The sequence below is a fragment of the Winogradskyella sp. A2 genome (assembly GCF_046762865.1).
In the GTDB taxonomy this organism is placed as follows: Bacteria; Bacteroidota; Bacteroidia; order Flavobacteriales; family Flavobacteriaceae; genus Winogradskyella.
Window position 1 is genome coordinate 230,697 of record NZ_JBKQXM010000006.1, and the last position, 13,110, is coordinate 243,806.

Consider the following 13,110-nt stretch of genomic DNA (forward strand, 5'->3'; position numbering starts at 1 on the left):
AGTTATTAGACCCATTCGGAAGGTCCAAACAGATTTTCTATCAGTAGCTTTTTATAATTTCTTTCTATTGAAATAATTAATCAATAGTTTTTGTAAAACTACAATATTATTGTACTTTTGCAGACCTTTTTGGCGGTCATTAGGAAAGTAAAAAAGGGTATAAACGAAACAAAATAGCTTCTGTAGCTTTTCCGCCAGTCTTTCAAAAGATACAGAATACAAATTTTAATCAGCACAATGGCTGAAAAGAAAACAAAAAAAGCTGAAGTTGAAGCAACTGAAGCTATTACAGTAGAAGCTCCAGTAGTCTCTGAAGCTCAAGCAAATCCAGAAAAATTTCTAAAAGAGTTCGATTGGCACAATTACGAAGAAGGAATTGAGCAAGTAGCGGATAAGAAGTTAGAAGAATTTGAAAAATTAGTATCTGAAAATTTCGTTGACACTTTAGATGACGAAGTTGTTGAAGGTGAGGTGATTCACATTACAGATAGAGATGCTATTATTGACATCAATGCAAAATCGGAAGGTGTAATTTCTCTAAATGAGTTCCGTTACAACCCAGATTTAAAAGTTGGTGACAAAGTTGAGGTATTAATTGACGTTCGTGAAGACGCAACTGGTCAATTGGTTTTATCTCACAGAAAAGCTCGTGTAATTAAAGCATGGGATAGAGTAAATAACGCACATGATACTGGTGAAATAGTAAACGGTTTTGTTAAGTGCAGAACAAAAGGTGGAATGATCGTTGATGTATTTGGTATAGAAGCATTCTTGCCAGGTTCTCAAATTGATGTAAAACCAATTAGAGATTATGATCAGTATGTAAATAAAACAATGGAATTTAAGGTTGTAAAGATTAACCACGAATTCAAGAACATTGTTGTTTCGCACAAAGCACTTATTGAGGCTGATATTGAGGAACAGAAGAAAGAAATCATTAGCCAATTAGAAAAAGGTCAAGTACTAGAAGGTGTTGTGAAAAACATTACATCTTATGGTGTATTTATTGATCTTGGTGGAGTTGACGGATTGGTCCACATTACAGATTTATCGTGGTCTAGAATAAATCATCCAAATGAAATTGTAGAATTAGACCAAAAACTTAATGTTGTAATCTTAGATTTTGATGAAAACAAATCAAGAATTCAGCTAGGTCTTAAGCAATTATCTAAACATCCTTGGGAAGCTCTAGGAGAAGAAGTAAAAGTAGGTGACAAAGTAAAAGGTAAAGTTGTTGTAATTGCAGATTACGGTGCTTTTGTTGAGGTTGCTGACGGTGTAGAGGGATTAGTTCACGTTAGTGAAATGTCTTGGTCAACACATTTACGTTCAGCTCAAGATTTTGTTGCAGTAGGTGATGAAATCGATGCAGTTATCCTAACAATGGATAGAGAAGACAGAAAAATGTCTCTTGGTATTAAGCAATTAACACCAGATCCATGGACAGACATTACTACTAAATATCCTGTTGGTTCTAAGCACTCAGGTATTGTACGTAACTTTACAAACTTTGGTGTTTTTGTTGAATTAGAAGAAGGTATTGATGGATTAATTTACATTTCTGATTTATCTTGGACTAAGAAAATTAAGCATCCATCAGAATTCTGTAATGTAGGTGATAATTTAGATGTTGTTGTTTTAGAATTAGACGTAGAAGGTCGTAAATTATCTCTAGGTCATAAGCAAACTACTGAAAACCCTTGGGATAAATACGAAAAAGAATTTGCTTTAGGTACATCTCACAAATCAGAATTAACTGAAATTGTTGATAAAGGTGCTACTGTTAAGTTTAATGAAGATATTGTTGCCTTTGTACCATCTCGTCATTTAGAAAAAGAAGATGGATCTAAACTTAAAAAAGGTGAAGAGGCAGAATTTAAGATCATTGAATTTAATAAAGAATTCAAACGTGTTGTAGCTTCTCATACAGCAGTATTTAGAGAAGAAGAAGCGAAAATAGTTAAGAAGGCTGTTAAAAGAGCTGAAGCTCAAGCAGCAGAAGCTAAGCCAACTTTAGGTGATGCAAACGACGCTTTACAAGCACTTAAAGATAAAATGGACGGGAAGAAATAATTCCTTACATTTATATCACATAAAAAAAGCCTTTCGTTAAGAGAGGCTTTTTTATTTTGATAACTATAGATCAATCTAGTTGAATAATTCCTTGTAATACTGATCTGCCATGCGATGGCTAGAAAACTCTGGTAATACATCATCAATTCCTTTAAACACTATTTCCTGCCACTTTTTAGGTTGACTATAATAGGTTGGAATAACTTTGTTTTCTAATATATCATAAAGATTTTCTGCATCTAATTTATCTTGTTCATGAACTGGCATTTTATAGTCTTGCTCTGGTAAAATAAAACTGTTCTTGTTATTCTTTTCGAACTCAGGTATCCATCCATCATTTATAGAAACATTTACAGAACCATTCATGGCAGCTGTCATACCACTAGTGCCAGAAGCTTCACGGGTAATTCTAGGAGTATTCAGCCATACATCAGATCCTTCCTTAAGTTTTCTGGACAAATCCATTTCGTAACCGGTTAATACAGCAAGATTTGGCTTATACTTAGTATAATGTACTAGTTTGTTAAAGATTTCAATACCAGAATAATCTAATGGATATGGCTTACCAGCCCAAATAATTTGTACGGGATATTTCTCATTAGAAATTAATCGCTCAAAACGTTCAATATCGTAAAGCAACAAATCTGCACGTTTATAACCCGCAAATCGTCTAGCCCAAACTAAAGTTAAAACTTTTGGATCAAAAATCTTTTCCGTTTGATTTAAAACTTCATCAAAAAGTTCTGATTTAAGTTCTAGTTTTCGTTTGTTAAAAGCACTTTCTTTTTTGTTTTCCCATGCCTTTTTAAGCTTTTTATCTTGCCAAAAGTTTTGATTTTGAGCATTGGTTATCGGAATGATTTTGCATGTTTTGTCAAAACCTTTCCACATTTCCTGAGACACCTTGGCGTGTAGCTTTGAAACAGCATTTGCCTTTTTTGCCATACGTAACGCTGAGACCGTATAATTAATCTTCCCACCATTAACAGACTCTTTTGCAAGTTCTTCAGCTGAAAGTGTTCGTCCAAAAAATCCACATTGATTCAAATAGTTTGCATCACGTTCCTCATTGCCTGCTTTTTCTGGTGTATGCGTTGTAAATACAAATCTATTCTTCTTTACACCTTTATCTCTTAAATAGTAAAAAGCCGGTAGGGCATGGCCTTCATTTAGGTGATAAATGTTAGCTCCACCTAAAGCTTCCACAACCTTGGCGCCTCCTATACCCAGTACAATACTTTGAGATATTCGCGTTGCTTCATTTGCATCATATAAATTATTGGTAATAGTCCTTGATAAAAAGTCGTTACCTTCAACGTCAGTACTGAGAAGATAGATTGGAACACTTCCAAATATTTCTGGTTTTAGCACATAGGCCTTAACTTTTACATTTGGATTGTCATGTAACTCAATTGATACCTCAATACCTGTGTCTTCTAAAAAATTATAGGTTTTTTCAACAAAATCAGGTCTTAGAGTTTTGTCTTTGTTCCGAGATTGGTCATAATATCCATATTTCCAGAGCATTCCAACGCCAATAACATTTTGTTTTAATTCATTTGCTGAACGCATATGAGACCCAGCCAAAAACCCGAGGCCACCTGAGTAAATTTTTAACGCTTGGTGTATCCCAAATTCCATACTAAAATAAGCAACTTTTTTATCGTACTTCTTATCAATTTTATAGGGATGATGCCATTTACTATACTTACTATTCATGTAGATTTTAGTTTGGTTTTTAAAGCGCTAAATATAAGAATAAGATGTGCACTTTTATTGTGATAAATGTCATTAAAGTTATGATTCGATTAAAATTATTAATCTACTAAATTTACATCTTGTTTAATGAGGATTCATTAATTTGATTCTCAAATTATTTAACTTAACTTTGCATCCCAGCATTGATTGCATATTATATGAGTCAAAAAGTTTTACTTAACTCTAAAGAAGTCAGCATTACACTACACCGATTGGCTTGTCAACTCATTGAAAACCATAATGATTTTACTGATACTGTACTAATAGGTATTCAGCCACGAGGAAAATATTTAGCTGACCGTTTAGCGAAAATGCTAAAGGAAGATTATAAAATTAAGGATATAAAGCTTGGTCATTTGGATATTACATTTTTCCGTGATGACTTTAGAAGAGGTGACAAGCCACTTGAAGCAAATACTACCGAAATAGATTTTATTGTTGAAAATAAGAATGTGGTTTTTGTTGATGATGTACTATATACGGGTAGAAGTATAAGATCAGCATTAACGGCCATTCAATCTTTTGGTAGACCAAACAATATAGAATTACTTACCCTTATTGATAGAAGGTTTAGCCGTCATCTGCCGATACAACCTAATTATAAAGGAAGACAAGTTGATGCGATTGATGATCAAAAAGTAAAGGTGAATTGGGTAGAAAATGAGGGTGAGGATGCAGTGTATTTGATTAATAAATAAATTATGAGTGAATTAAGTGTTAACCACTTATTAGGCATTAAGTATCTCAACAAAGAGGATATAGAACTTATTTTTGAGACTGCAGATCAGTTTAAGGAAGTTATTAATAGACCCATTAAAAAAGTTCCGTCACTTAGAGATATTACCATTGCTAATCTTTTCTTTGAAAATTCTACTCGAACAAAATTATCGTTTGAACTTGCCGAAAAAAGACTATCTGCAGATGTAATTAATTTTTCAGCATCGCAATCTTCAGTTAAAAAAGGAGAAACCCTGGTTGATACAGTTAACAACATATTATCCATGAAAGTAGATATGGTTGTAATGCGTCATCCTAGTCCTGGTGCAGGTGTATTTTTATCAAAGCATGTTAAAGCAAGCATCGTAAATGCAGGAGATGGAGCACATGAGCATCCAACACAGGCTTTACTAGATTCGTATTCTATAAGAGAAAAACTTGGTGCTGTGAGAGGTAAGAATGTGGTAATTGTTGGTGATATATTGCATAGTAGAGTAGCACTGTCTAATATTTATGCATTACAACTGCAAGGTGCCAATGTTATGGTTTGCGGACCAAAAACTTTAATTCCTAAGTATATTAATGAGCTTGGAGTGATAGTTGAAACAAACCTAATAAAGGCTCTAGAATGGTGTGATGTTGCCAATATGTTAAGAGTTCAAAATGAACGAATGGATATAAGTTATTTTCCTTCTACCAGAGAGTACACCCAGCAGTATGGTATAAATAAAGATTTGCTCGATAGTTTGAATAAGGATATCGTGATTATGCATCCAGGTCCAATAAATAGAGGAGTAGAGATTACAAGCGATGTTGCAGATTCTAAGCAGGCCATTATCTTGGATCAAGTAGAAAATGGAGTTGCAATTAGAATGGCAGTTATTTATTTGTTAGCATCAAAAATTAAGCAGTAAATTATGATAATTGATAGAGATGGTAATGTTACTATTATAACTCAAGAAAAAGCTTCAGTAAAAACTCTTGTTAATAATATTGAACAAGGCTATAATAAATTTAAAAATTATCACTTAATAGTCAGTCTTTCTAGTATTGAAAAAATTGAACTTGAAGATATTATTGAATTTTTACGGTTAAGCAATCAACATAGAGGTGATAAAAAATCTTTTGTTGTGGTAACAGATAAAGTTGATTTGGATGAAATGCCAGACGAAATTGTTGTTGTACCTACCATGCAAGAGGCTTACGACATTATGGAAATGGAGGATATTGAGCGCGATTTAGGATTTTAATTAATGAAACTCACCATATTAGGTTGTCATAGCGCTACACCAAGAACTGATACAAATCCTACTTCACAGGTATTGGAAATTAAAAACCACATGTTTCTTATTGATTGTGGTGAAGGTACACAGGTAGAACTGAGACGACATAAGATTAAGTTTTCCAGAATTAAACATATTTTTATTTCACACCTCCATGGCGATCACTATTTTGGTTTGATAGGGCTTATTAGTACATTCAGACTTTTAACCCGTGAAACTGAGTTGCATATTTATGCACCTAAGGGATTAAAAGAAGTTATTACACTCCAAATGAAACTTTCAGATTCTTGGACTAATTATCCATTAATATTTCATGAGTTAAGTTCAAAACAATCTGAATTAATCTATGAAGATGATAAAGTAGAGGTTTTTACAATTCCACTCGTTCATCGTATTTATACCAACGGTTTTCTATTTAAAGAAAAACCTAATGAACGTAAACTAGATAAGGATGCCGCATTAAAAGCAAAAATTGATAAGGCCTACTATAGAAAATTAAAACAAGGTGCAGATGTGATTAATGAAGATGGTAAACTGATTAAAAATAATACCGTTACTTTAGATCCAAAGCTACCTAAAAGCTATGCTTATTGCAGTGATACTAAGTATAGTGAAGATGTAATTCCGATAATTAAGAATGCAGATATTTTATATCACGAATCAACATTTTTAAACAAGAACGAGGATCTTTGTGAACTCACTAAACACAGTACAGCAAAACAGGCTGCTACCATTGCTAAAAAGGCATCAGTTAAAACTTTGATTTTAGGTCATTACTCAACTAGGTATAACGGTTACGTTTTGTTTAAAAAAGAAGCGGAAGAAGTATTTGATAATGTATTATTAGCCAAAGATGGAATTTGCTTTGAGTTTGGAAATGTTAATTAATCATTTTTACATTCTTCAAATCTGTTTTATTGAAATAAAAAATTGAAGTATCTTAGTATTACTATGGAAAAAGACTTAAGCGACTACAGAAAATCTTACGAGAAAGGAGAATTGTTACTAGGAAATGTACCTGAAAACCCTTTAGAGCTATTTAGAGATTGGTTTATTGAAGTAGACACTCATTTTAATGTAGACGAAGCTAATGCCATGACAATTTCCACAATTGGCTTAGATGAATATCCAAAGAGTAGAGTAGTACTATTAAAAAAATACACCTATGAAGGTTTTATTTTTTACACCAATTACAATAGCGAAAAAGGACAGGCGATAAAAAATAATCCTAATGTATGTTTATCCTTTTTTTGGCATGCAGCAGAACGCCAAATAATTATTAAGGGAAAGGCAGAAAAGATTTCTGAAAATTTAAGTGATGGTTATTTTGAATCTCGTCCTCGTGGTAGTCAGTTAGGTGCTATAGTTTCCAATCAAAGTGAACCTATAGATAGTAGAGATACGTTAGATCAAAAGTTAAAGGTACTCGAAGAGCAATATGAAGGCAAGGAAATAGAACGACCTGATTTTTGGGGTGGTTATATTGTTAAACCTATTGAGCTAGAATTTTGGCAAGGTAGACCAAACCGACTTCATGATAGGATAAGATATAAACTCCAAAAAGACTACAATTGGAAGATAGAGCGACTTTGCCCTTAACCGTATTTTAAAATCGATAAACGGCATTAAAAATTCGCTGTAATACACAAAAAATCAAATTTTAAATGCGTTTCATCGATGTTTTGCAATAAAAATCGATGAAATGCATGTTATTCGTCGATTTTAACATTTGTTTAACGGAAATTAGCTAAGTAGGCTTATACATTAGTAATCCCAAACTAAAATAACCTACTTATGAAAGTATCTAAAATCTTGCCTTTCTTGGCTCTAATAACATTTTTAGGCTTTACATCATGTTCTACTGAGAATATAGCAGAAGACACAATTAATTCTATTGAGGTGCCAGTAGCACCACAAGCAAAGCAGATTGAAATTGAGATAATGGAATTAATTAATCAGCATAGGATATTAGAAGGATTAAATCCATTAAACGATCATAGAACAGTTAAGGCTGTTGCATATACTCACACTGATTATATGATAGAGGTTGATAATGTGTCTCATGATAACTTTTTTCAAAGAAAACAAAGTTTGCAGGCTAATGCCTCTGCGGCAATAGTTTCAGAGAATGTTGCATATGGTTTTAGTAATGCAGAATCAGTAGTTGGTGCTTGGTTAAATAGCCCAAGTCATAAAGACAATATAGAAGGAGATTTCACAGATTTTGATATTTCAGCTGAAAAGAACAGTGAAGGTAAATGGTATTTTACTAATATCTTCATAAAGCGCTAAACCGCTCAAAAAGTTGATTAATAGCAAGATTAAAAGCCACAGTAATGTGGCTTTTTTTATTCTTAACAGTTATAATGAATAAACTCTTGTTGAATTTATAATAGTCGATTATAGTTTTAACTGAAGAAATATATCCATTTTATCACTTCCTAGTAATCTAATGTAGCTTTATACTAGTTAAGTAATTTGTATATCAATATTATGACGATCTAAATCTTAATTAATAGACTTTATAGAACGTACTTATATATGTTTAATATTGTCTTTTTTGTTATGAGAATTGTCGTATCGATATATGTATAAAGTTTTAGCTGAGTACCTATTGAACAAAAAAAAAGAGTAGGCATATAGCCTACTCTTTCAACATAATTTGAGGGTTGAATTATTCTTTTATAATATAAAAGTACGAACGTCTGTTAATCTGATGTTCTTCTTCGGTACAATCAACCTTGTTAGCACATTTATTTAGCAATTGTGTTTCACCATATCCTATGGCGCTTTCTATCTTATCTTTACCTATTCCCCTGGAAATAATATAATCTCTGGTTGCCTTGGCACGCCTGTCAGACAGCTTCATGTTATATCTGTCACCACCACGGCTATCCGTGTGGGATTCAATCTTAATAACCATATCTGGGTGTTTTCTCAGGACATCAACAATATTTTCCAGTTCATATTGTGCATCTGTTCTAATATTCCACTTATCAAAATCAAAGAATATCGGATTGATCACAATCTGATTATCTATAATAAGAGGCACTAATTTTAAATCAGCTTGATTTACTTTTTCATTAGTATTATCAACCGCTATAGTTTGTTTATCCTCTTTGTAGTCTAATTTATTGGCAACAACAGTATAGGACTGATCACACTCCACGGTAAACGTAAAATCACTACCTGCTTCAGTATTTAATTCTTCAATGACTTTACCTGTTTCATCTATTAGCCTAACATTAACACCGTTAAGTAAAGTACCGGTATCGCTATCCGAAACAGTACCTGTAATTTCTTGTTTACATTGAGTAATATTAAAGCTATAGATATCATCACCGCCCTTACCATCTGGTCTGTTAGAGGAGAAGTAACCTTGTTCTGTATCAGAATCAATGAAGAATGCAAAATCATCATAACCACTATTATATGGTGCACCAAGATTTTCTGGTTCTTCACGGTCTCCTTTAAGCTTGTTAGACTTAAAAATATCCAACAACCCTAAGTTTAAATATCCATCGGATGAGAAGTATAAGGTATTATCCTTTGCAATAAAAGGGAACATTTCACGTCCTTCAGTGTTAACCATCTCACCTAAGTTTTCTGGTTCGCCATAGGTTCCGTCCTCATTGATGCTAACAGAATAAATATCTGTTTGACCAATTCCACCTTCACGATCAGAGACAAAATATAATATTTTGTTATCTGCACTCAAAGCAGGATGACCTGTTGAATAAATTTTATCGTTAAAAGGAAGCTCTTGAATATCTGTCCATTGCTCATCAACAAGTGTTGCCTTGTATATTTTTAAATGGGCAGTTCCTTTTTTATCGTAAGCTAGTTTATTTCTTTTTGTAACGTTATCCCTTGTAAAATAAATGGTTTTTCCGTCATTGGTTATAGCGATAGAAGCCTCGTGAAAGTCTGTATTGATATCAATGGAGGATATCTTTGATACAGAACCGTATGTTTTAACGTTAGCAGTGTCAGTTATGGACAATTGATATAAATCTAAAAATGGTTCTTTGTTCCAGTTGTAAACTTCATTTTCAATATCTCGAGCAGATGCAAAGTAAAGTTTGTCATTATAAATAAATGAACCAAAATCTGAGTTTTCAGAATTAAACGGTACATTTTCAACATTAACGATAACCTCATATTTAGAAGTTAGCATATTATAAATATCAACTTCGTCAGGATTATAACCTTTTAGTCTACTATCTCCTTTTTGAGCAGCGCTCAATTCTTTAAACCATTTATCGGCTTCTTCGTAATTACCGATACTTCTTAAAGACTGAATATATTTGTATAAATACTCAGGGGCAATGGTTTTGTGCTCTTTTAAAGCTTCACCATACCAATAGGCTGCTTTATCTGATATTGAATTATTATAGTATGAATCACCAAGTCTAGTTAAGACCTGTGCGCTCATGTCGCCTTTTTCAACGGCTTTTTCATATAATTCAATAGCCTTATAATAATTGAAATTCTCAAAAAACTTGTCTGCTAACTTCTTTTGTGCAAAAGATAACGAACAACTTATTGTAAGTATGAGAACTAATATTCTTGTTTTCATAATGCGTTTCTTTTAGAAGTATCTAGGTGATTTAATACGTTTACTCTTAAAGACCTCAAACATGAGTAGAACTTCGTGTGTTCCACTTGTATAGGGTCTAATGTCTGATATTGGATATTCATAGGCGTAACCAATTCTTAATTGTTTAGATACCTGGAAATCAGCGATTCCACCAATTGCCGCTGCAGATTGGTTAATTCTATAACCTCCACCTATCCAAAACGTTTCGTTAAACAAAAAGTTTGCCGAAATATCAAAAGATAATGGCGCACCGTTTGTTGCCTTTAATAATACCGATGGTTTTAATTTAGTTGTTTCACTAAGATTAAAAACATAACCTCCAGTAAAATAATAACTGATACGCTCTAAAGCGACATAATCAATATTACCACTTCCACCATTATTATAGTCTGTATTCAGGATTCTAGGCGCTGAAAGTCCAAGATACCAACGTTGTGAATGCCAGTAGATACCAGCACCTACATTAGGACTCCAACGATTAGATACGTCGTTAAAAAATGGGTCATTCACTACTGAAGGATCATTTAATAGTTCTTCATCCAAGCTATAATGCGTAAACCCACCTTTAATACCAAATGCTAATTTAGAATTTACACCAGTAGGAATAGTGTATGAAAAATCACCATAGATATATGAAAAGTTTTCATAACCCAGTTTATCATTGATAAAGGAAAGCCCTAAACCGACCTGTTCATTGCGTAATGGCGTATGTAAGGAAAGCGTTTGTGTCTCAGGACCACCTTCTAAACCAACCCATTGACTTCTGTGCAAACCTACTGCACTAAAAGTTTCTCTACTTCCGGCATAAGCTGGATTTATGGAGATGGTATTAAACATGTATTGTGTAAACTGAGGTAACTGCTGTCCAAAAGAGGCAGAAATTCCTAGTATAAAAACTACAACACTTAAAAATCTATTCAGTTTCATCGGTTAAGTTTATTTATCTGTTGCAACGTAGATAGGACCAGCAAATGGTTCTAATCCACTATTTCTTAAATTAATTACGTAGTAGTAAGTACCTGTTGGGACTTTACCAGAACTTCCTACTGATGAGTTATGAGAATAACCATTCCAATCATTTTGGTAATTATTAGATTCAAATATTTTTGCTCCCCATCTATTGAAAATTTGTAATTCTATTACGAATCCGCATTCTTCAACACCTGTTAAAGTAAAGAACTCATTGTAATTATCGCCATTAGCTGTTACTGTTTTAGAAATCAAAACATTATCCTTACCACAAGCTAAGACCACACAGTCATCATCAATGGTTACATTTACTTCTACTTCCTTAGGACATGGTCCTTCAGTTATTGAATACATAAATGTGTACATACCAACTTCAACTGATGAAGGATCAAATAAAGATCCATTAATTGTTGCATTTCCAGAAACCACACTCCACGTACCATTCATATTGAAATCACCCGATAATAAATCGAATAAATCAAATTCAGCATCTAAAACACATCTTGAGCTATCGAAAGCGTTAATAACATTGCTTATTTCTACTGTTATATTTTGAGTGAAAATAGCATCATTTCCACAATCATCAACAACAGTCCAAGTTCTTATTATTTCATAGTCTTCAAAATCATTAGCCTGAGTAGAAACTTCTTCAAAAGAAACTTCAATATTATTAGAACAAGCATCTTCAAATACTAATTCTGGAATTTCTGGTATATCGTCACATGCCACGGTTACATTTTCATCAAATGGTGTAACCAAAGCTGGAGGCGTAGTGTCTTGAACAGTAATTATCTGTGTATGTACAGTTGAATTTTCGCATGTATCTGTAGCTGTCCAAGTTCTTGTTATTATATAATCTCCAATACATGCTCCATCTACAATTTCTTCTACAAATGTAACGTTAGCATCACCACAATTATCTGTAGCTAGTATTTCTTCCGCATCTGGAATTTCATCACATTCTACATCTATATCTGTAGGAAGAGTTGTTGTGAAAGTAGGTGCTGTCGTATCAACAACGGTAATAGTCTGAACAAGCGAAGTTGTATTGTCACAAGCATCAGTCAACGACCAAGTACGAGTTATAATAGATTCGTTATCACAAGATCCAGAAGCTACAGCGTCAACATATACTGCATCCAATCCAGCCGAACAGTTGTCAGCCTCGTCAGTTACGTCACCAGTGATAGTTAAGTCTGTTTCATCAACGTCACATTCAATCGTGATATCTGCAGGAACCGTAAACGTAGGTGCTGTTGTATCAACTACCGTAATAGTCTGAACAAGCGAAGTTGTATTGTCACAAGCATCAGTCAACGACCAAGTACGGGTTATAATAGATTCGTTATCACAAGATCCAGAAGCTACAGTGTCAACATATACTGCATCCAATCCAGCCGAACAGTTGTCAGCCTCGTCAGTTACGTCACCAGTGATAGTTAAGTCTGTTTCATCAACGTCACATTCAATCGTGATATCTGCAGGAACCGTAAACGTTGGTGCCGTCGTATCAACAACGGTAATAGTCTGAACAAGCGAAGTTGTATTGTCACAAGCATCAGTCAACGACCAAGTACGAGTTATAATAGATTCGTTATCACAAGATCCAGAAGCTACAGTGTCAACATATATTGCATCCAATCCAGCCGAACAGTTGTCAGCCTCGTCAGTTACGTCACCAGTGATAGTTAAGTCTGTTTCATCAACGTC

General features: G+C 33.6%; 11 protein-coding genes. 7 read left to right on the forward strand and 4 right to left on the reverse strand.

Going from position 1 to position 13,110, the window contains the following annotated elements; translation table 11 throughout:
• Positions 1 to 237 precede the first annotated feature (237 nt).
• Positions 238 to 2,073: a 30S ribosomal protein S1 gene (rpsA, locus tag ACFWV9_RS13080; protein WP_411895677.1), complete on the forward strand. Its 1,836-nt coding sequence runs from the start codon at positions 238 to 240 to the stop codon at positions 2,071 to 2,073.
• A 75-nt stretch (positions 2,074 to 2,148) separates the two neighbouring features.
• Here rpsA and glgP read toward each other — a convergent pair whose 3' ends face one another.
• On the reverse strand, positions 2,149 to 3,792 hold the full coding sequence (gene glgP / locus ACFWV9_RS13085; RefSeq protein ID WP_411895678.1) for an alpha-glucan family phosphorylase: 1,644 nt from the start codon (positions 3,790 to 3,792) through the stop codon (positions 2,149 to 2,151).
• Positions 3,793 to 3,989: 197 nt separating this feature from the next.
• Here glgP and pyrR point away from each other — a divergent pair, with 197 nt between their 5' ends.
• From pyrR to ACFWV9_RS13115, 6 genes are all read left to right on the forward strand, one after another.
• Positions 3,990 to 4,529 (forward strand): bifunctional pyr operon transcriptional regulator/uracil phosphoribosyltransferase PyrR, encoded by a 540-nt coding sequence (pyrR, locus tag ACFWV9_RS13090; protein ID WP_411895679.1) that lies wholly within the window; start codon positions 3,990 to 3,992, stop codon positions 4,527 to 4,529.
• Positions 4,530 to 4,532: 3 nt separating this feature from the next.
• Positions 4,533 to 5,462 (forward strand): aspartate carbamoyltransferase catalytic subunit, encoded by a 930-nt coding sequence (locus ACFWV9_RS13095; RefSeq protein WP_411895680.1) that lies wholly within the window; start codon positions 4,533 to 4,535, stop codon positions 5,460 to 5,462.
• A gap of 3 nt (positions 5,463 to 5,465) precedes the next feature.
• Entirely contained in the window at positions 5,466 to 5,798 is a 333-nt protein-coding gene (locus tag ACFWV9_RS13100) for a ribonuclease Z (RefSeq protein WP_411895681.1), read from the forward strand.
• Between the two features lie 3 nt (positions 5,799 to 5,801).
• Positions 5,802 to 6,719, forward strand: a complete 918-nt coding sequence (locus tag ACFWV9_RS13105) for a ribonuclease Z (RefSeq protein WP_411895682.1) — start codon at positions 5,802 to 5,804, stop codon at positions 6,717 to 6,719.
• A gap of 63 nt (positions 6,720 to 6,782) precedes the next feature.
• Positions 6,783 to 7,430: a pyridoxamine 5'-phosphate oxidase gene (gene pdxH / locus ACFWV9_RS13110; RefSeq protein ID WP_411895683.1), complete on the forward strand. Its 648-nt coding sequence runs from the start codon at positions 6,783 to 6,785 to the stop codon at positions 7,428 to 7,430.
• Between the two features lie 195 nt (positions 7,431 to 7,625).
• On the forward strand, positions 7,626 to 8,123 hold the full coding sequence (locus ACFWV9_RS13115; RefSeq protein WP_411895684.1) for a CAP domain-containing protein: 498 nt from the start codon (positions 7,626 to 7,628) through the stop codon (positions 8,121 to 8,123).
• Between the two features lie 382 nt (positions 8,124 to 8,505).
• Here ACFWV9_RS13115 and ACFWV9_RS13120 read toward each other — a convergent pair whose 3' ends face one another.
• From ACFWV9_RS13120 to ACFWV9_RS13130, 3 genes are all read right to left on the reverse strand, one after another.
• Entirely contained in the window at positions 8,506 to 10,410 is a 1,905-nt protein-coding gene (locus ACFWV9_RS13120) for an OmpA family protein (RefSeq protein WP_411895685.1), read from the reverse strand.
• A 12-nt stretch (positions 10,411 to 10,422) separates the two neighbouring features.
• Positions 10,423 to 11,358 carry a type IX secretion system membrane protein PorP/SprF gene (locus ACFWV9_RS13125; RefSeq protein WP_411895686.1) on the reverse strand — a complete coding sequence of 312 codons (936 nt, stop codon included), beginning with the start codon at positions 11,356 to 11,358 and terminating at the stop codon, positions 10,423 to 10,425.
• A 9-nt stretch (positions 11,359 to 11,367) separates the two neighbouring features.
• Positions 11,368 to 13,110, reverse strand: a 1,743-nt coding sequence (locus tag ACFWV9_RS13130; RefSeq protein WP_411895687.1) for a gliding motility-associated C-terminal domain-containing protein, incomplete at its 5' end; no start/stop codon positions are given.